The sequence below is a fragment of the Corynebacterium freneyi genome, assembly GCF_030408835.1.
In the GTDB taxonomy this organism is placed as follows: Bacteria; Actinomycetota; Actinomycetes; order Mycobacteriales; family Mycobacteriaceae; genus Corynebacterium; species Corynebacterium freneyi.
In genome coordinates this window covers 159735-182179 of sequence record NZ_CP047357.1, presented here as the reverse complement: position 1 = coordinate 182179, position 22445 = coordinate 159735, and the positions used below count along the sequence as shown (strand labels likewise).

20 protein-coding genes are annotated in these 22445 nt (G+C 68.6%); 12 read left to right on the top strand and 8 right to left on the bottom strand.

The genetic code is table 11. The features are described 5' to 3' along the window. Positions 1 to 736 precede the first annotated feature (736 nt). From CFREN_RS00815 to CFREN_RS00805, 3 genes are all read left to right on the top strand, one after another. Positions 737 to 991, top strand: a complete 255-nt coding sequence (locus tag CFREN_RS00815) for a hypothetical protein (protein ID WP_209654348.1) — start codon at positions 737 to 739, stop codon at positions 989 to 991. A gap of 135 nt (positions 992 to 1126) precedes the next feature. Beyond that, positions 1127 to 1378, top strand: a complete 252-nt coding sequence (locus CFREN_RS00810; protein ID WP_209654350.1) for a hypothetical protein — start codon at positions 1127 to 1129, stop codon at positions 1376 to 1378. Positions 1379 to 1656: 278 nt separating this feature from the next. Next, a complete protein-coding gene (locus CFREN_RS00805) occupies positions 1657 to 2220 on the top strand; it encodes a hypothetical protein (protein WP_209654353.1) in 564 nt (187 codons plus the stop codon). A 101-nt stretch (positions 2221 to 2321) separates the two neighbouring features. Here the strand turns inward: CFREN_RS00805 and CFREN_RS00800 are convergent, their stop codons facing one another. After that, positions 2322 to 3818: a catalase gene (locus CFREN_RS00800; protein ID WP_209654355.1), complete on the bottom strand. Its 1497-nt coding sequence runs from the start codon at positions 3816 to 3818 to the stop codon at positions 2322 to 2324. A gap of 142 nt (positions 3819 to 3960) precedes the next feature. On the opposite strand from CFREN_RS00800, the gene CFREN_RS00795 reads away from it, so the two are divergent. Next, positions 3961 to 4563, top strand: coding sequence for an RNA polymerase sigma factor (locus CFREN_RS00795; RefSeq protein ID WP_209654357.1), 603 nt, complete (start codon positions 3961 to 3963; stop codon positions 4561 to 4563). Positions 4564 to 4648: 85 nt separating this feature from the next. Here CFREN_RS00795 and CFREN_RS00790 read toward each other — a convergent pair whose 3' ends face one another. Both CFREN_RS00790 and CFREN_RS00785 read right to left on the bottom strand, forming a co-directional pair. Then, positions 4649 to 5680: an aspartate-semialdehyde dehydrogenase gene (locus CFREN_RS00790; RefSeq protein ID WP_209654363.1), complete on the bottom strand. Its 1032-nt coding sequence runs from the start codon at positions 5678 to 5680 to the stop codon at positions 4649 to 4651. Between the two features lie 195 nt (positions 5681 to 5875). Continuing rightward, positions 5876 to 7141: an aspartate kinase gene (locus CFREN_RS00785; RefSeq protein WP_070520095.1), complete on the bottom strand. Its 1266-nt coding sequence runs from the start codon at positions 7139 to 7141 to the stop codon at positions 5876 to 5878. A 222-nt stretch (positions 7142 to 7363) separates the two neighbouring features. On the opposite strand from CFREN_RS00785, the gene CFREN_RS00780 reads away from it, so the two are divergent. Next, entirely contained in the window at positions 7364 to 8209 is an 846-nt protein-coding gene (locus tag CFREN_RS00780) for a DMT family transporter (RefSeq protein ID WP_070520096.1), read from the top strand. A gap of 689 nt (positions 8210 to 8898) precedes the next feature. Here the strand turns inward: CFREN_RS00780 and CFREN_RS00775 are convergent. The 3 genes from CFREN_RS00775 to CFREN_RS00765 all read right to left on the bottom strand — a co-directional run bounded on the left by CFREN_RS00775 (position 8899) and on the right by CFREN_RS00765 (position 12548). Further along, positions 8899 to 10176 carry a putative hexosyltransferase gene (locus CFREN_RS00775; protein ID WP_070520098.1) on the bottom strand — a complete coding sequence of 426 codons (1278 nt, stop codon included), beginning with the start codon at positions 10174 to 10176 and terminating at the stop codon, positions 8899 to 8901. 222 nt (positions 10177 to 10398) lie between these two features. Continuing rightward, a complete protein-coding gene (locus CFREN_RS00770; protein ID WP_209654364.1) occupies positions 10399 to 11604 on the bottom strand; it encodes a trypsin-like serine protease in 1206 nt (401 codons plus the stop codon). Positions 11605 to 11606: 2 nt separating this feature from the next. Beyond that, positions 11607 to 12548, bottom strand: coding sequence for a DUF418 domain-containing protein (locus CFREN_RS00765; protein ID WP_209654365.1), 942 nt, complete (start codon positions 12546 to 12548; stop codon positions 11607 to 11609). Positions 12549 to 13102: 554 nt separating this feature from the next. Between CFREN_RS00765 and leuA the strand changes: the two genes are divergently transcribed. From leuA to nagB, 7 genes are all read left to right on the top strand, one after another. Further along, positions 13103 to 14926 (top strand): 2-isopropylmalate synthase, encoded by a 1824-nt coding sequence (gene leuA / locus CFREN_RS00760; protein ID WP_070520104.1) that lies wholly within the window; start codon positions 13103 to 13105, stop codon positions 14924 to 14926. After that, entirely contained in the window at positions 14927 to 16021 is a 1095-nt protein-coding gene (locus CFREN_RS00755) for a DNA polymerase III subunit epsilon (RefSeq protein WP_209654366.1), read from the top strand. Positions 16022 to 16143: 122 nt separating this feature from the next. After that, positions 16144 to 17460, top strand: a complete 1317-nt coding sequence (locus CFREN_RS00750) for a MurT ligase domain-containing protein (RefSeq protein WP_070520105.1) — start codon at positions 16144 to 16146, stop codon at positions 17458 to 17460. Further along, positions 17453 to 18283, top strand: a complete 831-nt coding sequence (locus tag CFREN_RS00745; protein ID WP_209654367.1) for a type 1 glutamine amidotransferase — start codon at positions 17453 to 17455, stop codon at positions 18281 to 18283. Before CFREN_RS00750 ends, CFREN_RS00745 begins: the two co-directional genes overlap by 8 nt. A 168-nt stretch (positions 18284 to 18451) precedes the next feature. Further along, positions 18452 to 19288, top strand: a complete 837-nt coding sequence (locus tag CFREN_RS00740) for a GntR family transcriptional regulator (protein ID WP_209654369.1) — start codon at positions 18452 to 18454, stop codon at positions 19286 to 19288. A gap of 4 nt (positions 19289 to 19292) precedes the next feature. After that, positions 19293 to 20546 carry an N-acetylglucosamine-6-phosphate deacetylase gene (locus tag CFREN_RS00735; protein WP_209654371.1) on the top strand — a complete coding sequence of 418 codons (1254 nt, stop codon included), beginning with the start codon at positions 19293 to 19295 and terminating at the stop codon, positions 20544 to 20546. A gap of 1 nt (position 20547) precedes the next feature. Next, the gene (nagB, locus tag CFREN_RS00730; RefSeq protein ID WP_209654373.1) at positions 20548 to 21315 is read left to right on the top strand and encodes a glucosamine-6-phosphate deaminase; all 768 of its coding nucleotides are present in this window, start codon (positions 20548 to 20550) and stop codon (positions 21313 to 21315) included. A 62-nt stretch (positions 21316 to 21377) separates the two neighbouring features. Here the strand turns inward: nagB and recR are convergent, their stop codons facing one another. Together recR and CFREN_RS00720 are read right to left on the bottom strand one after the other, a co-directional pair. Then, positions 21378 to 22064: a recombination mediator RecR gene (gene recR / locus CFREN_RS00725; protein ID WP_035122657.1), complete on the bottom strand. Its 687-nt coding sequence runs from the start codon at positions 22062 to 22064 to the stop codon at positions 21378 to 21380. 14 nt (positions 22065 to 22078) lie between these two features. Next, positions 22079 to 22405: a YbaB/EbfC family nucleoid-associated protein gene (locus tag CFREN_RS00720; protein WP_070520113.1), complete on the bottom strand. Its 327-nt coding sequence runs from the start codon at positions 22403 to 22405 to the stop codon at positions 22079 to 22081. Positions 22406 to 22445 lie beyond the last annotated feature (40 nt).

Here is a 22445-nt window from a genome sequence, read left to right as displayed (position 1 = left end):
CCGTGCCAATTGCCTTGCGACGCCACCGGGCCCCTCTCCCACCTTGCTGCGGGAGAGGGGCCCGGTGGCGTTTGGGCGGGGATCTGACACTCTAGGTGGCCGTGGCCGGGGCGATGGGCAACGTCGCATGACCGGATCGCGTGGCTCGTCGGAACCCGGCCGGAGGTGGAATCGCGCAGGTGGGGGCGCAGCCGGGGTAACCGAGACAGGTCGGGCATTCGTGTTACACCGGGTTACTGCACTACCCCCGAGCGGGGGCGAATGGCACGGGCTGAGACTCAGGCCAGAGTGTGCATTAGCTCACATCTTACAGGGTAACGAAGGCGTGAACTCCGACGATCGAAAAGCGTCCCGAACAACACCCGGCACCCCACCCTCCACGCCCGTTTCTTAGGTGAGGCTCACTTTCATGAATGCCATTACCCAACCGTTTCCGCTGGCAGTGCCAAAATTAGAACGGGTTCACACCGTTAGCCATTCGCATGGCGCACATGAACGCCACGTAAACAACGCGTGTTCTGCACTTTTAGGGGTACGCCAATAAATCCGATAATCGAAGCGCCGGAAGACAATTGTCCGTACTCGCCGGGCCCGTGAACCCCATTGCGGAAAGCAAAGAGCGGTCTTAGTGTCTACCCCGAGAGATTCAGGGAGGCCTCAGGGGGTCGCCCACCGGAGCCCGCCGAGGGCCGCGGTTCTCAGCCACCACGCCATCCAAAAAAGGGGAGTCGTTCACATGGACGCCAACACCATTTCCGCCGCTGCCGAGCTCATCGAGGCCCTGCCCAACGGCCCGTACCTCGCCGTCGAGACCCCGTTCCCGGCCCTGGAGCAGATCGCCGGCCGCGACATCAACCTGGGTTCCACCTTCGGTGACATCAACCTGCCGTTCGGCGAGGACTTCCTCGACATCAAGGTCGAGGACGACAACTCCACCCACGTGTCCGACATCCTGGACATCACCGCGGGCAACGGCGTCGCCGCCGGCTAGTAGTAGCCCCCTCCGGGTCATTTGATCCGGAAACCACGCGTGCGGTTCCGTCCGCGCGTACGGAAGTTCCCGTCCACACCGCCGCCCGAATTTCCGTCAACCAACTCTTTCAACTCCACGCAAAGGAAGCGCATCATGGACGCCAACACCATTTCCGCCGCCGCCGAGCTCGTCGAGGCCCTGCCCGACGGTCCGTACATCACCGTCGGCTCCCCGTTCCCGGCCCTGGAGCAGATCGCCGGCCGCGACATCAACCTGGGTTCCACCTTCGGCGACATCAACCTGCCGTTCGGCGAGGACTTCCTCGACATCGAGATCAAGGACGACAACTCCACCCACGTCGAGGACATCCTGGACATCAACGCGGGCAACGGCGTCAAGGCCTAGTCTCCCCTCTTTCCCGGTCATCTGATCCGGAACACGCGCGCAGCTTCATTCGCGCGGGCGGGACTTTCCGCTCACACGGCTGCCCCGGAACGCCACGGCGTTCCGGGGCGGCTTTTCGCCGAAACACCGTTTGTCCCCACCGGTGCAGAACCCTGCCGCACCAACGACTTGGGGGCCCGCTCCCCCACCGCGATTTACGCCGGTGGCGGGCGGCGGTCCCCCTAAATTCCACAAATCGTCAGATAACTCGTTTAGCTCCGAAGCAGAGGAAGCGCATCATGGACGCCGCCACCATTTCCGCCATCGCCGAGGTCGTCGACGCGATCCCGGACGGCCCCTACATCGTCATCGAGTCCCCGTTCCCCGCCCTCGAGCAGATCGGCGGCGGCAACATCAACCTGGGTTCCACCTTCGGCGACGTCAACCTGCCGTTCGGCGAGGATTTCCTCGACGTCGAGGTCGAGGACGACAACTCCACCCACGTCTCCGACGTCGTGGACGTCAACGCCGTCAATGGTGCGGTCATCGACTCCGGCTCCGACTCGGCCCCGGATGCCGGATCCACCCCGACCGAGTCCGGCGAGACCCCCGCCGAGGCCGCGCCCGAGGAGCCCGAGGTCATCCTGCCCGAGACCCCGGCCGACTCCGACGCGGAGCAGGCCGACGCTCCGACCGAGCCCGCCCCCGAGCAGGCCGAGACCGAGGCTCCGGCTGCAACCGGCGCCCCGGCCGAACAGGCCGAGTCCGCCACCGAGCAGGCCGAGGCCGAGGCTACGGTCGAGTCCGCCCCCGAGCAGCCGGCCTTCGACCCGGTCGGCTTCTTGTTCGGCGCGCAGAAGTAATTCTGCCGTTCGGCGGCCAGAAGCACTTCTCCCGCCGAGCAGAAACCCGCCCGCACGGTCCCCGAACCACCGGTTCGAGGCACCCGCGGGCGGGTTTTCCTTTACTTGGCGGTGAAACGCGCCCGGACCTCGGCGCCGAGCCACTCGTCGACGTTGGTCCAGTACTGGTACACGCGCTCCTCGACCTCCGGGCTCACGCCCTCCATCGCACGGGCGATGTTGCCGGCCAAGCGGTCGCGGGCGGCGTCGTCAAGCACCTCACGGACGAGAGTCCCCGCCTGGCCGAAGTCGTCGTCCTCGGCGTGCTGGATGTACGCGCCGCGGAACGGCTCCTCGCCCTCGGCCGCCCACAGGCCCAAATCACCGTGATCGACGGACTCCTGGGCGCCGCGACCGGCAGCATTGGAACCGTGGACCGGCAGCGACGGATCGGCGAAACGGTGAGTGGCGGCGCCGTCCTGGGAGAACGTGTTCACCTGCACGACCGGCCGGTTGACCGGCAGCTGATCGTGGTTGGCGCCCAGACGGTACCGGTGAGCGTCGGAGTAGGCAAACGCGCGGGCCAGCAGCATCTTGTCCGGCGACAGCCCGACGCCCTCGACCAGGTTCGACGGCGCGAATGCGGCCTGCTCGATCTGGGCGAAGAAGTTGCGCGGATTCTCGTTGAGCGTGAAGTGCCCCACGGGAATCAGCGGGTAATCCTTCTGCGACCAGGTCTTGGTCAGGTCGAAGGGATTCCAGCGGTAACCGGCGGCGTCGTCGAAGGGCATGATCTGCACCTTGACGTCCCACGTCGGGAAGTCGCCGCGCTCGATGGCCTCGAAGAGATCCTTGCGGGAATGGTCGGTGTCCTGGCCGACGAGCTCCTCGGCCTCGGCGTCGGTGAGGAAATCCCAGCCCTGGCGGGTCTTGAAGTGGTACTTCACCCAGAACCGCTCGCCGGCCTCGTTGATCCACTGGTACGTGTGGGAGCCGAAACCGTCCATGTTGCGCCAGGTCTTCGGGATGCCCCGGTCACCCATGAGGTAGGTGACCTGGTGGGCGGACTCCGGCGACGACGTCCAGAAATCCCACTGCATGTTGGCGTCGCGCAGACCCGTGTCCGGCAGACGCTTCTGGGAGTGGATGAAATCCGGGAACTTGATGCCGTCGCGGATGAAGAACACCGGGGTGTTGTTGCCGACGATGTCGTAGTTGCCCTCATCGGTGTAGAACTTCAGCGCGAAGCCGCGGACGTCGCGCCAACCGTCGGGCGAACCCTGCTCGCCGGCGACGGTGGAGAAACGGGCGAGCATCGGCGTGACCGTGCCCGGCTGGAACAGGCCCGCCTTGGTGTACTTGCTCACGTCCTCGGTGACGGTGAGCTCGCCGAAGGCGCCGCCGCCCTTGGCGTGGACGACGCGCTCCGGGATGCGCTCGCGGTTGAAGTGGGAGAGCTTTTCGATCAGATGCACGTCGTGGACCACGACGCCGCCCTGGGGGCCGGTGGTCACCGAGTGCTGTTCGGAGGAGACGGGGGCGCCGTTGAGACGGGTGGTGCCGCCGTTGCCGGTGCCGGTGTCCAGTCCCTGGTCGGCGATGTCCTTGCTGGAGGTCATGTGATGCTCCTTCTTGCTCTGGGGGAGGCGTTGACGCCCACCATACAGGACTTATCAGTCTCGTGCTATATATAGTCGCTTATTGATTGCCGTCAGCTTATGAGATGTACCTCTGCGGACGCCGACTTGCTAAAGTTGCGGCATGACTGATCGGCAGCGCGAAGACGAGCGCGTCACCGCCCTGGCCCTGAAGGCCGGCCGCGGCGACCGCGCCGCGTTGACCGAGTTCATCCGCGCCACCCAGAACGACGTGTGGCGCCTCCTGGCCCACCTGGCCAACGCCGACGTCGCCGACGATCTGACGCAGGAAACCTACCTGCGCGTCATGTCGGCCCTGCCCCGATTCGCCGGCCGCTCCTCGGCCCGCACATGGCTGCTGTCGCTGGCCCGCCGCGCCTGGGTCGACTCCGTCCGCCACGACATGGCACGGCCCCGCAAATCCGCCGTCGAGTGGGAAGACGCCACCCAGGCATCGTCGACCGGCACCTCCTGGGCCGAGCTCGTCGACGCGCGGGTGCTCATGGAATCGCTGGACGAGGATCGTCGTGAAGCACTGATCCTCACCCAGGTGCTCGGCTACACCTACAAGGAAGCCGCGGACATCGCCGGCGTGCGCGTGGGCACCATCCGCTCCCGCGTGGCCCGCGCCCGCCAGGACCTCGTCGCCGCCGCCGAAGGCCCCGAAGAAGCGGACAAAGCCTCCGACGACGACGGCCCCGCTTCACGACGACTGACCGCCATCTGACGCAGAAGCCGCGCGGCACCCGGAACACCCGGGCACCGCGCGGCGAACTACATCGGCGTGCGCGAACCACGCCGACGCGCGTGAACTACACCAGCAGCTCCGCGATCTGAACCGTGTTCAGCGCCGCACCCTTGCGCAGGTTGTCGCCCGAGATGACCATCACCAGGCCACGGCCCTCCGGCACGGACTGATCCACGCGAATGCGGCCGACCAGCGACTCGTCGATGCCGGTCGCGGCCAGCGGGGTCGGCACGTCGACGACCTTCACGCCGGGCGCCCGGCCCAGCAGCTCGGTGGCGCGCTCGACGTCGATGGGACGCTCGAACTCGGCGTGGACGACCAGCGTGTGGCCCGAGAACACCGGAACGCGCACGCAGGTGCCCGCCACCGCCAGCTCCGGAATGTCCAGGATCTTGCGGGACTCGTTGCGAAGCTTCTGCTCCTCATCCGTCTCCAGCGAACCATCGTCGACGAAGCCACCGGCCACCGGCAGCGCATTGAACGCGATCGGCTCGACGTACGGGCCCAGATCCTCGGCCTTCAGGGCCGAACCATCCGTCGCCAGCTGCTCCATGACGGACTCGTTCGCACGAACCTGATTCGCCAGCGTCGACACGCCGGCCAGGCCAGAGCCCGACACCGCCTGGTACGACGACACCCGAAGACGCGCCAAACCGGCCTCGTCATGCAGCGGCTTCAGCACCGGCATCGCCGCCATCGTCGTGCAGTTCGGATTCGCGATGATCCCCTTCGGCGTGTTCTTCGCCTCGGCCGGATTCACCTCCGAGACCACCAGCGGCACCTCCGGGTCCTTGCGCCACGCCGAAGAGTTGTCCACGACCGTCGCACCCGCCGCCGCAAACCGCGGCGCCTGCGCCTTCGACAACGTGCCGCCCGCCGAAAACAGCGCGATGTCGATGCCCTTCAGGTCCTCATCCGACACGGCCGCGACATCCTCCACCACGATGTCCTCGCCGCGGAACTCGATGGTCGTGCCCGCCGAACGCACCGACGCGAAAAAACGAACCTTATCCGCCGGGAAATCCCGCTCCGCGAGAATGCCGCGCATCACGCGGCCAACCTGGCCCGTGGCACCGACGATGGCGATGGTGGTCATGAAAAACCCTCCTGGGTCACCGGCCCCGCGACCTGCGGACACCGGAAAACGTCAAACGTGAAAACTCGTGAAAACGGGCGGCCGGACACGCACCCGCAAACCACGGCGCAACTGCGAAACTACGCCGCAACCGGACCGTCGTAAAGCACCGGCCACCCGGACCGGGACCAGCCGCAACCGGCCCCGACACCCGAACTAGCGGCCCGTACCCGCGTACACGACGGCCTCTTCCTCGCCGCCGAGCTGGAACGCCTCGTGCAGCGCACGGACGGCGGCATCGAGGTCATTGTCGCGGATCAGCACCGAAATGCGGATCTCCGACGTCGAAATCAACTCGATGTTCACGCCGGCCTCCGCCAACGCCTCGCAGAACGTCGCGGTGACTCCGGGGTGCGACTTCATGCCGGCACCGACGAGCGACACCTTGCCCACGTGATCGTCGTAAAGCACGTCCTGCCAGTCACCCTCGGCCTGCAGCTTCTTCAACAACTCCAACGCACGCGGCCCATCCGCACGCGGGCACGTGAACGTGATGTCCGTGCGGTTGTCGTCGATCGACGACACGTTCTGCAACACCATGTCGATGTTGATCTCCGCATCCGCCACCGCACGGAACACCTGCGCCGCCTGGCCCGCGACATCCGGGATGCCCAGAACGGTGATCTTGGCCTCCGAGCGATCATGCGCGACGCCGGTGAGAACTGCTTCTTCCACGGGAATATCCTCCACTGATCCATTGACGAGGGTGCCGATTTCATTGCTGTAGGACGAACGCACGCGCAGCGGCACGTTGAACGCCCGCGCATACTCCACGCAGCGCAACTGCAGAATCTTCGCGCCCACTGCGGCCATCTCCAACATCTCCTCGAAGGAAATGGTGTCCAGGCGCTGCGCGTTCGGCACGATGCGCGGGTCCGCCGTGTACACGCCGTCGACGTCCGAGTAAATCTCGCAGACGTCGGCTTCCAGCGCCGCGGCCAGCGCCACGGCCGTCGTGTCCGACCCGCCGCGGCCCAGCGTGGTCACGTCCTTCGTTTCGCGGTTGACGCCCTGGAACCCGGCCACCAGGCAAATGTGGCCCTCGTCCAGCGCCTCGCGCACGCGGCCCGGCGTCACCTCGACGATGCGCGCGTTGCCGTGGCGCTCCGTCGTGATCACGCCCGCCTGCGAGCCCGTGAACGACCGCGCCGACGCACCGAGGCTCGCGATGGCCATCGCCACCAGCGAGTTCGAAATGCGCTCGCCGGCGGTCAGCAGCATGTCCATCTCGCGCGCCGGCGGCACCGGATTGACCTGATTCGCCAGATCCAGCAGCTCGTCCGTGGTGTCGCCCATCGCCGAGCAGACGACCACGACGTCGTTGCCCTGTTTTTTGGTCTCCACGATGCGCTCCGCCACGCGGCGAATGCGCTCCGCGTTTTCCAGCGATGAACCACCGTACTTCTGTACGACCAATGCCATGGTCGGCGTCCTCCAGACCTGTTCGACCGTCAGCCCGGGCACGCTCCGCCCGGGCCATTGCCGTCGTGCGTGCGCCGCACTCCGGTTTCCCGTAAACGATACAACAGTGGCCGTCGCCGCTGCTTCCCGAGATTCCGCCGCCGAACAGGCCTTTGCTTCCCCTGCGCCGGTTGGGCGCGGGCACGTGCTTTACGACGGCCGCCGCCTCGGTAATCTGTCCATGTGCATAACGAACTCCTCGCGGTCATCCTGGGCCTCGGCTCCGCGTTGACGATCGCGTGGGGGACCGTGATCAGGCACCAGTTGGCCGACGAACTGCCCGCGGATGCGGGGACGATGTCCGGCGTGTGGTCCGTCGTGACCCGCCCGACGTGGTGGGCCGGCGTGTTGCTCGCGTTGACGGGGTACGGCCTGCAGGTCGCGGCGCTGGCGTTCGGCACATTGTTGCTGGTCCAGCCGTTGCTGGTGATGTCGCTGATGTTCACGTTGCCGTTGTCGGCGAAGTTCGCGGGGCGCAGGATCTCGAAGGCGGAGACCGCGTGGGCGGTGTTGCTGACCATCGCCGTCACCGTGCTGGTGCTGTTGGGGCGGCCGTTGCCGGGTGATCCGCGGCCGCCGTTGTCGCGGTGGATTCCGGCGCTGATCGTCGGCGCCGTGGTGTTCGCCGTGATGTATCACGCCGCCGCCACCTGGCTGGGGTCGCAGAAGGCGCTGGTCCTGGGGTTGGCGACGGGTTGGTTGTACGGGTTCGTCGCCGTGCTGTCGAAGGCCGTCGTGGACATTTGGGTTCACGAGGATTTGGCGGCGTTCGTGGCGTCGTGGGAGACGTGGTCGCTGATCGGCTTGGCGTTGATCGGGGTGGCGGTGCAGCAGGCATCGTTCAATGCGGGGGCATTGCGGAATTCCCTGCCGGCCATGACGTGCGCGGAGCCGGTGGTGGCGTTCGTGTTGGGGTACGTGGTGCTCGGCGAGAAGTTCCAGGCGGTGGGCACGCAGTGGATCTGGATGGGGGCGGCGTTGATCGCGATGATCGCCTCGACCGTGGCACTGTCCCGCAAGAGCGTTTAGGGGCCCTGCGCCGCAGGGCTTTAGGTCGGGAGCCTCACCGCACCCGTACCATCTGACCCGCCCGCACCACGCACCCCGACACCTCCATCCACATCGGCCACACCCGCAACACAGGCCACATGCGTGCACAACGGGCGGGACATCGCCCGAAACGACTCAGCAGCACTCGCGACGACCTGGGCTTTTGCCGAAGGTCGGTGAGTCGTTTTGGGCGACGCTGCCGAATCAACGCCGCATCAACACCGAATCCGCGCCGAAACAACCGCACCGAAACGACCGCACCGGAACAACGCCCGGCCACCCGGCCATGGCCCCGATGCTGGGCCCGTACGCGCGGAGGGCCGGACGTCGTCAAGCAACTGGCCACACACCAGCAACATCCGCCACACCCGCACGGGCTTTAGGTCGGGAGCCTCACCGCACCCGTACCATCTGACCCGCCCGCACCACGCGCCCCGACACCTCCATCCACATCGGCCACATCCGCCACACAGGCCACATGCGTACACAACGGGCGGGACATCGCCCGAAACGACTCAGCAGCACTCACGGCGACCTGGGCTTTTACAGGGGCCCGATGAGTCGTTTTGGGCGACGCCGCCGAATCAGCGCCGCATCAACACCGAATCAGCGCCGAAACAACCGCACCGAAACGACCTCTGCGCCCACATCGCGCCCAGGCCCCACGCCTAAATCGCCCATTCGAAGGGGACGAGCAAGTACCAGCCGACCCAGGCCGAGCCGAGCAGCCAGCCCGCGAGGAACCAGGCGCGGTCAAAGGTGCGCAGTCGCGCGATCACCGGCGCAAACACCAGCAACACCAGCACCCCCGACAGGAACAGGCGGGGCCGCGAGTGCATGAGGCCATCGCTGACGAGGATCTGCCCCACGGCCAGGCAGGAGAACAGGAGCACCGGCCAGGCCTTGCCCCACCGGTCGAGGCCGATCCCGGCGCGACCGCCCACCCAGCCGAAGAACGCCCACGCCATGGTCGCGGCGACCGCCACGATGACCACCGCAGACAGTGCGTACCCGGTTTCCTGCGATTCGGTGAAGCTGAACCACAGCCAGCGCAGGGTGGCCTTGCCGCCGTCGACGGCGGAGTTCCACCCGTGGTGCTGGGCGCCGAAGTAGCCGCCCGCGTCCTCCAGGTGCGATGACGCCCACACGAGGTACGCCACCCAGCCGAGTGGGGCGACGGCAGCCGCGGCCCAGGCCCTCGGGTTGCGCCGGTCGTGGGCGAAGACGGCCAGCGCCAACACGATGAACAGGCCCAGCGCGGTGGTGCGGGCGAGTCCCGCCACCAGGATGAGGGCGCCGGCCGCCACCCACCGCCGGTCGATGATCGCCACGAGCCCCCACGCCGCCAACGCCAGGAACACCGCCTCGGTGTAGGGCATGAGCATGACGACGGCCATGGGCGCCGTGGTCGCGAGCACCGAGGCGATGACGCGCTCCCGCGAACCCATCCCCATCCGGCGGGCCAGTGCCGCCGCCCCGAAGGCGACGAACATCCCGGCGACCAGCGACAGGACCATGCCGGCGGCGTTGCCGGGCAGGAAGGTCACGAAGGACACCGCTCGGATGAGGTACGGCACCAGCGGGAAGAAGGCCAGCGAGCGCCAGTGCCCGGGTTCGCCGTCGACGTCGCCGATGCCGAAGTAGCCGTTCTCCGCGATGTCGGTCATCCAGCGGGCGTCCCAGGCGGTCAGCGCGTCCCAGGCGCCGTCGAGGGTGTCGGACCAGGTGGGTGCGGCTCCGCCGATCGCCCACCGGTTCGCGAACACCGTGGCCGCCAACCCGGCGAGGAGCAGCACCCGCGTGGCCGCGTATGCCGCGAGGATGCGGGACGCCTCCGATGCGCCGCGCCGACGGCGGGGGCCGCGGTCGCGGCGCCTGGCCGGGGACTCCGTCGACGCGCTTGCCGACGATCTCGCCGTCCGGGATTCGCCGCGGGTGGATGTCATGGGCCTCAGCTTCCCATACGCCGACGCTTCGACGAGCAAGGAACGGCTTCGTCCACTTCCACGACTCCACCTCGGTCCTCCGGCGCGACGTTGCATCGCGACGTTGTATTCCGTGAGGACTCCGCGAGGACAAGGACGCGATCAACCGCACACTGGCCGAATCGCGGAAAAGCCACTGCCGACCATGTCATTCGTGGTCGGCAGTGGCCGTTTCAGGGGCGGTCAGGCGCCGTCCGCGCCGTTGCGGTTGCGGCGGCTCATCACCTGCGCAACAGCGGTGGCCGCGATCAGGCCGGTGAGGGCGATCGCGAGGTAGACGCCCTTGCGGTCGCCGCTGGTCTGGAACACCGACGGCGGCTCGGGGGTGTTCGAGGCATCCAGGACGCTGGCGGTGTCGGTTCCGTCGATCACTCCGCGGATCCACGGGGCGGAACCGGCGACGGTGGTGATTGCCGCGCTTGGCGACGGCAGATCCGGGTCGCCGTTCGACGTGCCGGCCGTGGCGACGCCGGCGACCTTGCCGTCGACGAAGAACGGGGAGCCGGAGTCGCCGCCCTGGGTGCCTTCGCCGTCGAGCGAATGCACGTCGATGATGTCGCTGGCGATCATGGTGGTGACCGACGGGTCATCGCCCGGAACGCCGTTACCCGGCATCGCCCCCGGCTCACCCGGCATCATGCCCGGTGCGCCCGGCCCGCCGGGGGCGGGAATCACCAGGCCTTCATCGTCCGATCCGCCGGGGGCGGGGACGCTGCCGTCGGAAAGCGGGCCGCCGAAGGCGGGGATGCTCTCGGTGCCGTCGGGCGAAATCGACGGCTGCACGTCGCCGTCGGGCATCACCGGCGGCATGCTGCCGTCGACGACCGGACCGCCCGGCGCCGGGATGGATTCGACGCCGTCGACCTCGCCCGGATCACCCATCTCGCCGTCGCCGGGGGCCGGGGCCATTCCGCCGAGAACTTCCCTGACCTCCATGCGGGCCATCGGCAGCTTCCCCTTGCGGGCCAACGACGAGCTGCTGCTCCAGCCGTAAAGGGTGCCGATGTCGCCGGGCTGCGGCACCTCGTCCGCGAGCTCGACCGGCTCGACGGAGGTGACCTTGCGGTCCAGGTGCATCAGGCCGATGTCCGCGGTCGGCGCCATCGCCCACGAGTCGACGTCGAAGACCTCGTCTCCGATGCGGGCCTGCGACCCTTCGTTGTTCACCGACTCCAGGCAGTGCCGCGCGGTGAGCACCCACTGGTCGGCGATCAGGGATCCGGTGCAGTCTCCGAAACCGCCGGCGCGGCCGATTTTCAGCGAGAGGGTCGCGTTGCTCTCCGGCGACGACGGCGCCTCCTGGGCGTGCTCCAGTGCGTGGGCCGGGGTGGCGCCGAGGGCCAGGAATCCGACCGCGAATGCCGCTGCAGTTGCTTTTGCGTTTTTCACTTTCAAGCCTTCTTTCCGGCCGGAACCGCGAGGTCGATGATGCGGGCGACGAGTCGCTCCATGGGGCCCTTGCCCAGGAAGTGCTTCCACAGCGCGGCAATGACCAGGAAGAACACGACGAAGCCCAACGCGGACAGCGTCGAATGCAGCGCGATGTTCTGCTGCCACCAGTAGGCGGTGAGGACGTGGAGGATGTACACGGTCAGCGACATCGAGCCCATGGCGGCGACGGGGTACACGACCTTCGGTGCCTTCTCGCCGACGATGAGGCACAGGTGGAAGATGACGGCGGATGCGGCGACGGAGAGCAGGATCTCCCCCAGGACGCCGGTGTGGCCGGTGAATCGCAGCCATCCGGGCACGTCCATCTGGAAGCGGAAGTACATGCCGATCGCGACGACGACGAGGCTGACGCCGGTGACGGCCCACGTCAGGGACGCCCGCCGCTTCGATCCGGTGACGAAGCTCTTCAGGTAGACGTCGTAAAGCAGCATGCCGCCGATGAAATACGCGATCCATGCGAGCAGCGGGTAGATCTGCGGCAGGGTGTACGGGGCGTACCGGACGGTGGCCGCGACGGTGGCGACGGCGAACAGGGCCAGCTTCCACCAGACGTTCAGCGGCGGAACCCAGGAGACGATGATCATGGTCAGGCCCATGGCCACCAGCACGACCTGGATTTGGCCGCCGACGGGCAGCAGGGCCAGGCCGAGCAGCATGACGACGCCGCCTCGGACGATGAGCCGCAGGAGCGTGTCGAAGGTGTAGTTGCGGCCGATCACCATGAGGGTCGTGCCGGCGATGACCGCGAACAGTGCCGAGGGCACGCCGTTGATGATGACTTTCGTGCTCCACAGCAGTGAAGCCATGTGCACGATTATCATTCCGATGATCGCGAGGCCCCGGGCGACGTCCAGGCCCACGATGCGCGAAGGTGAGGACACCTATATCCCGCCTTTCCGTGTGCGCACGCTCAATCGTGCGCTTCGTGTCGGCACCGCCCGCACGTCATCGTGGCGGGCGGCGCGAAGTCCGTTTTCGTGACAGCTAAGTTGAACATGTAAAGATAAGTCGACCCAAACGGATGCCTAAGAGCTTCCAAGGTTTTCGACAAAATTCCTCGCGGAGCATAACGCCACGCTGCTTTACGACGCCCGACGCCCGCCGCCGCGCCACTTAAACGGGGTCCGCCGCACTCCGCCACGCCGCTTTACGACGCCCGCCGCACGCGACCACCCTCCGACTCCGGCACACCCTCGACTCCCCCGGAACGTGAAAAACGAAAAGCCGACGGGGTAAGGTAGGTCACATGCAGCGCGCACTCCTCCTTCTGTGCCGCGACGGGGCTCGACACTAAACGCCAGGCCGGCCACCCCGTCGCGGGATTCGACGATGGGCCGGCCCGCACAGTGCAACAACCCCAACCAGCGATCCCACGAACCGGCCCGCACCAACCGGCCCGCCACCACGATCGCACCGAAAGGTAAAGTCCAACCTCATGTCCCCCACTGACGCCTTCATCTCCGCCCCCTCCCGCATCAACACTCCCGACGGCGAGATCCCCCAGGGGCAGCCGGCATGGAACAAGCAACGCAACTCCACCATGCCCTCCACCCGCTACCAGCCCTACGACGTCGAAGTACAGGACTTCCGCCTGCCCGACCGCACCTGGCCGGACAAGCGCATCACCAAGGCACCGGTGTGGTGCGCCGTCGACCTGCGCGACGGCAACCAGGCGCTGATCGATCCGATGAGCCCGGAACGCAAGCGCCGCATGTTCGAGCTGCTGGTCCAGATGGGCTACAAGGAAATCGAGGTCGGCTTCCCCTCGGCTTCCCAAACCGACTACAACTTCGTCCGCGAGATCATCGAAAACAACATGATCCCCGACGACGTGACCATCCAGGTCCTGGTCCAGGCCCGCGAACACCTGATCCGCCGCACCTTCGAAGCCTGCGCCGGCGCGAAGAACGTCATCGTCCACTTCTACAACTCCACCTCGATCCTCCAGCGCGACGTGGTGTTCCGTAAGGACAAGGACGCGATCAAGAAGATCGCCACCGACGCCGCGGAGCTGATCAAGACCATCGCGAAGGACTACCCCGACACCAACTGGCGCTGGGAGTACTCGCCGGAGTCCTACACCGGCACCGAGGTCGAGTACGCCAAGGAAGTCGTCGACGCCGTCGTCGACGTCATCGACCCCACCCCGGACAACCCGATCATCATCAACCTGCCGTCGACGGTGGAGATGATCACCCCCAACGTCTACGCCGACTCCATCGAATGGATGGACCGCAACCTCAACCGCCGCGACTCCATCATCCTGTCGCTGCACCCCCACAACGACCGCGGCACCGGCGTGGCCACCGCCGAACTCGGTTACATGGCCGGCGCCGACCGCATCGAAGGCTGCCTGTTCGGCAACGGCGAGCGCACCGGCAACGTCTGCCTGGTCACCCTGGGTCTGAACATGCTCACCCAGGGCGTCGACCCCCAGATCGACTTCTCCGACATCGACCTGATCCGCCGCACCGTCGAGTACTGCAACCAGCTGCGCGTTCCGGAGCGTCACCCCTACGGCGGCGACCTGGTCTTCACCGCCTTCTCCGGCTCCCACCAGGATGCCGTCAACAAGGGCCTCGACGCCATGGCCGACAAGGTGCGCCCGGGTGCCTCGGTCAAGGAACTCACCGACGACCAGCTGCGCGCCGTGACCTGGGAAGTACCCTACCTGCCCATCGACCCGAAGGACGTCGGCCGCTCCTACGAGGCCGTCATCCGCGTCAACTCCCAGTCCGGCAAGGGCGGGGTGGCCTACATCATGAAGACCGACCACGGCATGAACCTGCCGCGGGCAATGCAGGTCGAGTTCTCCTCCGTCGTCCAGGCCGTCACCGACGCCGAAGGCGGCGAGATCAACTCCAAGGCAATGTGGGACATCTTCGCCGGCGAATACCTCGACCGCGAAGCCCCGATCGAACAGATCGCCTTGACCGTCGACGCCGCCCAGAACGAAACCGACGAGACCAAGGTCCAGGCCCGCATCGTCTACAACGGCACCGAGCACGTCATCGCCGGCCACGGCAACGGCCCCCTGGCCGCCTACGCCAACGCCCTGGAACAGCTCGGCGTCAACGTCGAAGTCCAGGAGTACAACCAGCACGCCCGCACCGCCGGCGACGACGCCGAAGCCGCCGCCTACGTCCTCGCCGACGTCAACGGCACCAAGGTCTGGGGCTGCGGCATCGCCGGCTCCATCACCTACGCCTCCCTCAAGGCCGTCACCTCCGCCGCCAACCGCGCATTGGCCGAGGCGTAGATGGATCGTTCGCCGTCAGCGCAGCCGGGGCCGTCCCCGTCCGACGATGCGTCGTCGGCGGGGGAAGGCGCCGCTGCGGCGGAAGACGCCGATGCGGGGTCCCCGTACGTCGCCGCGGTGGTGAAGTCGACGGGCATCCACCCGAAGTCGTCGCGGATGGTGGCGCTGGGTTTGGCCACGTTTTCCGCCGACGGCGAGATCACGCGCACGTGGCACGGCGTGTTCACCATCGGCGAGGACCCCGGCCCGGTGCACCTGCACGGCCTGGAGCCGTCCGACCTCGACGGCGCCCCGCGGTTCGGCACGGTGCTGGGCACGGTGGGCGAACTCCTCGACAGCCGTGAGCTGATCACCCATGACCTGCCCCGCACCTGGGGTTTCATCGTCGAAGAGGCGAAGCGGGCGCGTCGCCACGCCAATCGGGCCAACCGGGGCCGCCGTGGCCGCGGCCGTGGTCGCGTGCGGGCGGGCCGCATCCCGGCACCGACGCGGGTGACGGACACGCTGGCCACCGCGCGTCTCCAGGGCGTCGATCTGCCCGACACCCGCCTGCGCGGCGTCGCCCGCACCTACGGCCTGGACGCCCCGTCGCCGGTGGCCAGCGTCGACAACGTCGGCGTGCCCGAACGTGAACGCACCATGGCCGACGTCGAACTGCTCGTCGACCTTTGGCGCGCCCAGGGCGAACGGGCCGGAGACGGGCCGTCGTCAAGCACCTTCGCCACCTGGCCCACCGACGACCTGCGGGCGGACAACGTCGGCCTGCAACGATCCGGCATCCGCGTCGACGCGATGGAGGCCCCGCGCCCCAACCCCAACCCGGGCACGTACCGGCCCGGCGGCAAACTGAAGGTCGGCATGGAATTCGCCATCGCCCCCGAGCTGGCCACGCCCGCCGACGACATCATCGGCGCGGGCGTCCGGGCGGGCCTGGCGTACTCGGAGAAGGTCACGCGCGAGACGTCCGTGCTCGTGTGCAACCGGCCCGCCGACGTCACGCCCGAGGAGCTCACCGGCAAGGCGATGCACGCCCACCGCAAGGACATTCCGCTGGTCAGCGACGAGGCATTCCTGCGGCTGCTGGAGAACATGTAGCGCCAGCATGTAGCGCACCGGCGTTCCCCTGCTTTGCGACGGTGCGCGGGAAGGCGGGACGTCGTCACGCGCAACCCGGCGCGCACCACGGCCCGCCGACCGCGAGGGCCTAGAATGCCCCCATGACCAAGAGCAGCAATTCCCGCCGCAGGAGCCTCCGGTCGCGCATCGCGACGACGGCGGCCGCAGCGGCGACGTGGGCGTCGCGACGCACCGGGCGCGGCTCCGGCGGCATGATCGGCGGGCTCATCGCCCAGAAGATCGACCCCGGCATCCTGGGGCAACTCGGCGGCGGCCGGCCGGCGGCGATCATCACCGGCACCAACGGCAAGTCCACCACCACCCGCATGCTCGCCGCCGCGATGCGCGCCGCTGGCGACTCCGTGGCCACCAACGAAGGCGGCGACAACATGGACGCCGGCGTCATCTCCGCGCTGATGGCCTCCCCGAACGCGGACACGCTGGTCCTGGAGGTCGACGAACTGCACGTCGCGCACATCGCCGCGGACCTCGAGCCGCGGGTGCTGGTGATGCTGAACCTGTCGCGCGACCAGCTGGACCGGGTGGGCGAGATCAACAAGATCGAACGGTCGCTGCGTGATGCGGTCAACGCGAATCCGCAGGCGACGGTCATCGCGAACTGCGACGATCCGCTCATCGCGTCGGCGGTGTGGGACGCGAAGAACGTCGTGTGGGTCTCCGCCGGCTGCGGCTGGACCAACGACGCGACGAGCTGCCCCCGCACCGGCGGGCCGATCATCCGCGACGGCGACGACTGGTACGCGGTGAAGGACCTCCCGGGAGGCGGCGCTTTCCGACGACCCGCCCCCGCCTGGGCGATCACGGCGGAAGGGATCACCACGCCATACGGCACGACCATCCCCCTCGACCTGGCGCTGCCGGGCGACGCCAACCGCGGCAACGCCACGCTGGCCACCGCCGCCGCCGTCGAGCTGGGCGCGGAGGCCGTCGTCGCCGCGTCGGCCGCCGAGACGGTCGACAACGTCGCCGGCCGCTACTCCACCATGACCGTCGGCGACCACGAGGTGCGCATGCTGCTGGCGAAGAACCCCGCCGGGTGGCAGGAGGCGCTGTCGATGGTCGACCGTTCCGCCGACGGGGTGGTCATCGCCGTCAACGGCCACGTCGCCGACGGCGAGGACCTGTCGTGGCTGTGGGACGTCGTGTTCGAGAACTTCGGCGGGCAGACCGTCGTGGCGTCGGGCGAACGCGGCACCGATCTGGCGGTCCGCCTGCTGTACGCGGGCATCGAGCACCGTCTGCTGCATGATCCGCTGGAGGCCATCGCCGCGTGCCCGCCCGGCCGCGTCGAGGTGCTGGCGAACTACACCGCATTCCGCGACCTGAAGAAGGCCATCGAGCGGGGCGCAGTCGCCACCGCCGCCGAGGCCGAGGACGAGCGAGGCTCCCATGACTGATCTGAACATCGGCCTGATCCTGCCCGACGTGCTGGGCACGTACGGCGACGACGGCAACGCCCTGGTGCTGCGGGAACGCGCCCGCCGCCGTGGTTTCGACGCCGCCATCACCCCGATCAAGCTGGGCGAGGCGGTGCCGGAGCGCCTGGACGTGTACACCATCGGCGGCGGCGAGGACGCGGCCCAGACCATCGCCGCGGAGCACCTGGCCAAGGACGGCGGTCTGGCGCGCGCCGCCGCCGCGGGACGACCGATTCTGGCGATCTGCGCCGGTTTCCAGATCCTCGGCGAGTCCTTCCGCGCCGGCGGCCGGGAGGTTGCGGGGCTGGGCCTCCTCGATTGCGTCACCACGTCGATGGAGACCCGGGCGATCGGCGAGATCCGCACCGCATCGCTTTCCGACGAGCTCACCGCAACGCTCACGGGCTTCGAAAACCACATGGGTCGCACGCGGCTCGGCGCGGACGCACGCCCCCTGGGCCGAGTCATCCGCGGAGTCGGCAACGAGGGCCCCGAGCGTCAACCCGAGCCTGGCCGTGCGCCGGGTCCGGTGCGGGCGGCCGACGGTGGGAAGGTGGGCGTCGTCAAGCACGAAGCCACCGAAACCCCGACCGGCGGCGACGAAGGCGCGGTGCAGGGCAGCATCGTGGCCACGTACCTGCACGGGCCGGTGCTGGCGCGCAACCCGCAGCTGGCGGACCTGCTGCTGGCGCGGGCGATGGGCGTCGACGTCGCGACGCTGGAGCCTCTGGACCTGCCGGTCATCGACCGGCTGCGCGCCGAGCGGATCGCGTCGAAGCCGCGGCCGAAGAGCGAGCGGTAGCGGGGACGAGTCTTTTCCGTGCACGGTCCGTCGCACGGCATCGGCAGCCGCAGCGACCCGCCCGGCGGCGCGGGCCTGACGGCGACGGCGACCGTCGTGCGGCGCGCGTGACGCCGGCCATGCCTCCGCCGCCACGCCACTTGTCATGACCGGTCATACAATGGGCGCATGACCTCCCCTTCCGCCCCAGCCCCGGCACCGGGTCCGGCGGATGCCCGTACCGACGCTCCCACCCCGGCCGCCTCCAAGGTGGCCTCCTCGGCACAACGCACTCTCGCTCTGCTGTCGCGCCACAGCATCGAACCCGGCCCGATCCCCAAACACGCGCAGCTCAAGGAGATCCTCACCGAGGTCTGCCACGACGACCTGCGGCCGGGCGACTCCCTGCCCGGTGAGCGCGTGCTCGAGGAGGTCTTCGGCGTCAGCCGCATCACCGTCCGCCGTGCGATCGGGGACATGGTCGCCGACGGCACGGTGGAGAGTTTCCGCGGCAAGGGCACCTTCGTGGCCAAGCGTCCGTTGCGCTCCGACCTGAGTTTGGGCAGCTTCACCGCCGAGATGACGCAGCAGGGTGCGGAACCGTCGGCGATGATCCTCGTTTCCGAACGGACCGAGCCGCCGGAGTCGGTGGCGGAGTTCCTCGGCGATGGCCCGCATCTGCACCTGGTCCGCGTGCGGCTTGGCGACGGCCTGCCGTATTCCGTCGACGACGCCTGGTACAACGCCCGCCTCGTCCCGGGTCTTTTGGAGCGGCCGGTGCACACGTCGGTGTATTCGATCCTGGCGTCGAAGTTCGACGTCCCGATCGACGAAGCCGAGCAGGTGTGCACGGCGGCCGCGGCGACGGCGGACGTCGGCCGCGCTCTGGGCATCGACGTCGGCCAGCCGGTTCTGCGCATTCGCCGGCTTTCGTCGAGCCGCGGCCGCCCCGTGGAGGTGTGCACGTCGACGTATCGGCCGGACCGTTTCACCCTGCGCATGCGCCTTCGCGACGGGCGGGAGTAGCACCATGACCGAGCCGAGCGACGGCCCCGCCGCCGGGCGATGCGACGACCACGTCATCGGTCGCGCGGTCACCCCGGAGGGAGTGCTGCCGAACGCCTACGTGGCGTGGGCCGACGGCGTGATCACCCAGGTGCGTCCCACCCGGCCCGGCGACCCCGAGGCGGACGGGGATCCGCTGATCCTGCCGGGACTGGTCGACGTGCACAACCACGGGGCGGCGGGGCATGGGTTCCCCACCTCGGATGCGGAGGGGTCCGCCGTCGCCGCCGCCCATCACCGCCGGTGGGGCACCACGACGCTGCTCGCGTCGACCGTCTCCGCGCTGCCGGATGCCCTCGCCCGCCAGGTGGCGGTACTCGCCGAGGTCGCCGACGACGGCCACGTCGACGGCATTCACCTGGAGGGCCCGTTCCTCAACGCCTGCCGCTGCGGCGCCCAGGATCCTCGCGCCATCGTGCCGGGCGACCCCGACGCCCTGGAGATGCTCCTCGACGCCGGACGGGGCCACGTCCGCACCATCACGCTGGCACCGGAAACCGACCGCATCGACGACCTCCTGCGCGTCTGCGCCGACCGCGGCCTCGCGGTCTCCTTCGGCCACACCGACGCCGACTACGACGTCACCGCCCGCGTCATCGACGCCGCCACCGACCTGGGCCTCACCGTCACCGCGACCCACCTGTTCAACGCCATGCCCCCCGTCCACCACCGCGACCCGGGCGCCGCCGGTGCGCTGCTGGCGGCCGCGGCCCGAGGCGAGGCCGTCGTCGAACTCATCGCCGACGGCGTCCACCTCTCCGACGCCATGGTCGACCTGGTCCGCGTGACCACCGGCCCGAGCGGAATCACGCTGATCTCCGACGCCATGGCCGCCACCGGCATGCCCGACGGCGACTACGTCCTGGGCGCCCTCCCCGTCACCGTCACAGGGGGCGTCGCCCGCCTCACCACGACCACCGCCGAGGACCACGGCGATTCCACCTCCTCCCCCGGGGCCATCGCCGGCGGAACGACCACCATCCACGACCAAGTCCTGCGCATGCTCCACCGCAGCATCGACCCCGCCGACGTCGCGCAGATGGCGTCGTCCACCGGGGCGAAGGCAGCCGGATTCGCTGATCGGGGGACCATTTGCGTCGGAAAGCGGGCCGATTTGCTACTTTGCGACGATGCCCCCGCACGCAACCCGGCCCCACGCGACGGACGGGCCCCGACTCCGCCGACCGTGATCACGGCGGGAAAGCGAAAGGAACGCTGACGTGGAGATCATCATCCTGGACACCCCCGAGGAAGTCGGGCTGCTCGCCGCCGACGTCATGGCGCGCTACGTCAAACAGGGCGCCACGCTCGGCCTCGCCACCGGATCCACCCCCGTCGGCGCATACCGCGAACTGGTGCGACGCCACCGTGAAGAGGGACTGTCCTTCGCGAAGTGCCGCGCGTTCCTCCTCGACGAATACATCGGCCTGGGCCCCGACCACCCGCAGAGCTACCACGCCACCATCCGCCGCGAACTGACCGCGCACGTCGACATCGAAGACGCCCTCGTGCAGTCCCCCAACGGCCTCGATCCCCGGCATGCCAGCGACTACGACCGGGCGATCACCGCGGCCGGTGGCATCGACATCCAGCTGCTCGGCGTCGGCACCGACGGCCACATCGGGTTCAACGAGCCCGGCAGCTCCCTGTCGTCGGGGACCCGCGTGAAGACGCTCCACCCCCGCACCATCGAGGACAACGCCCGTTTCTTCGATTCCATCGACGACGTCCCCCACCACGTGGTGACGCAGGGACTCGCCACCATCGGGCGGGCGCGTCACCTGTTGCTGCTGGCCACCGGCATCGTCAAGGCCGACGCCGTCGAGGCCCTGTGCGAGGGGCCGGTGTCCGCCCTGTGCCCCGCGTCGGTCCTCCAGTACCACCCGCACGCCACGGTCATCGTCGACCAGCAGGCGGCATCGCAGCTGGAAAACGCCGAGTACTACCGGTACGCCTACCAGTGCAAGCCGGAGTGGCAGGAGATCTGACGGCGGAGGTCAGACGGCCAAGCGTCCGGCCGGGGTCCCACTGCCAGGCGCCCGGCCTGGGGTCACACGGCCAGGCGTCCGGTCAGGGCGCGCGACAGCGTCAACTCGTCGACGTATTCCAGGTCGCCGCCGAGCGGCATGCCCGACGCCAACCGCGTCACCGCCAATCCCGGGAAGTCCCGGAGCAGCCGCGCCAGGTACGTCGACGTCGCCTCCCCTTCGGTGTTGGGGTCGGTGGCGATGATCACCTCGGTGATCTCCGGGGCGGGCACGTTGCCGTCGGCGTCGATCTCCCCGTTGGGCGAATCGTCCCCGGGGCCGAAGCCGGGCGGGGCGGGGACGTCGGCGAGCACCCCGCCGATGCGCTGCAGGAGGGTGCGGATGTTGAGTTCGTTCGGCCCGACGCCGCCCAGCGGGTCGAGTGCGCCGCCGAGCACGTGGTAGCGGCCTTCGTATTCGCCGGTGCGCTCGATGGCCTGGATGTCGCGGGCTTCTTCGACGACGCAGATCAGCCCGCGGTCGCGGCGGGTGTCGGCGCAGTAGCGGCACACCTCGTCGGCGGAGATGTTCCCGCAGATGCGGCAGAAGTGCACGCCGTCGCGCACCCGCGCCAGAGCCGATTGGAGGCGGTCGACGTCCTCCGGTTCCACCTTCAGCAGGTGGAAGGCGATGCGCTGCGCGCTTTTCGGCCCGATGCCTGGCAGGCGCGCGAACTCATCGATGAGATCTTGAAGCGGTCCTTCGAACAATTCGGTGGCCGGTCCTAGAAGCCGAAGTCGCCGCCGAGGCCGCCGAAGCCCTCCTGCAGCGGGCCCATCTTCTCCTGGGCGAGGTCCTGGACCTTCTTGGTGGCGTCGCCGAACGCGCCGAGGATGAGGTCCTGCAGCCCGTCGACGTCTTCGGGGTCGACGACCTTCGGGTCGATCTGAACGTCGGTGACCTCACCGGAGCCGAGCATGGTGACCTTGACCAGGCCATTGCCGGCCTCGCCGACGACGGAGGAGGCGACGATCTCGGCCTGGGCGGCTTCGAGCTGGGCCTGCATCTGCTGGGCCTGGGCGAGGATGGCGTTCATGTCGGGCTGGCTCATGGGGGTGTCCTTTGCGGTTCGGTGGTGGGTTGCCGGGGCG

Excerpts from the sequence above, each read along its gene's own strand:
- CFREN_RS00740 (WP_209654369.1), top strand. The coding sequence starts at position 18,452 with ATGACCTCCCCTTCCGCCCCAGCCCCGGCACCGGGTCCGGCGGATGCC.
- CFREN_RS00745 (WP_209654367.1), top strand. The coding sequence starts at position 17,453 with ATGACTGATCTGAACATCGGCCTGATCCTGCCCGACGTGCTGGGCACG.
- CFREN_RS00755 (WP_209654366.1), top strand. The coding sequence starts at position 14,927 with ATGGATCGTTCGCCGTCAGCGCAGCCGGGGCCGTCCCCGTCCGACGAT.
- CFREN_RS00750 (WP_070520105.1), top strand. The coding sequence starts at position 16,144 with ATGACCAAGAGCAGCAATTCCCGCCGCAGGAGCCTCCGGTCGCGCATC.
- CFREN_RS00735 (WP_209654371.1), top strand. The coding sequence starts at position 19,293 with ATGACCGAGCCGAGCGACGGCCCCGCCGCCGGGCGATGCGACGACCAC.
- CFREN_RS00805 (WP_209654353.1), top strand. The coding sequence starts at position 1,657 with ATGGACGCCGCCACCATTTCCGCCATCGCCGAGGTCGTCGACGCGATC.
- CFREN_RS00785 (WP_070520095.1), bottom strand. The coding sequence starts at position 7,141 with ATGGCATTGGTCGTACAGAAGTACGGTGGTTCATCGCTGGAAAACGCG.
- CFREN_RS00720 (WP_070520113.1), bottom strand. The coding sequence starts at position 22,405 with ATGAGCCAGCCCGACATGAACGCCATCCTCGCCCAGGCCCAGCAGATG.
- CFREN_RS00810 (WP_209654350.1), top strand. The coding sequence starts at position 1,127 with ATGGACGCCAACACCATTTCCGCCGCCGCCGAGCTCGTCGAGGCCCTG.
- CFREN_RS00795 (WP_209654357.1), top strand. The coding sequence starts at position 3,961 with ATGACTGATCGGCAGCGCGAAGACGAGCGCGTCACCGCCCTGGCCCTG.
- CFREN_RS00815 (WP_209654348.1), top strand. The coding sequence starts at position 737 with ATGGACGCCAACACCATTTCCGCCGCTGCCGAGCTCATCGAGGCCCTG.
- CFREN_RS00775 (WP_070520098.1), bottom strand. The coding sequence starts at position 10,176 with ATGACATCCACCCGCGGCGAATCCCGGACGGCGAGATCGTCGGCAAGC.
- CFREN_RS00790 (WP_209654363.1), bottom strand. The coding sequence starts at position 5,680 with ATGACCACCATCGCCATCGTCGGTGCCACGGGCCAGGTTGGCCGCGTG.
- CFREN_RS00800 (WP_209654355.1), bottom strand. The coding sequence starts at position 3,818 with ATGACCTCCAGCAAGGACATCGCCGACCAGGGACTGGACACCGGCACC.
- leuA (WP_070520104.1), top strand. The coding sequence starts at position 13,103 with ATGTCCCCCACTGACGCCTTCATCTCCGCCCCCTCCCGCATCAACACT.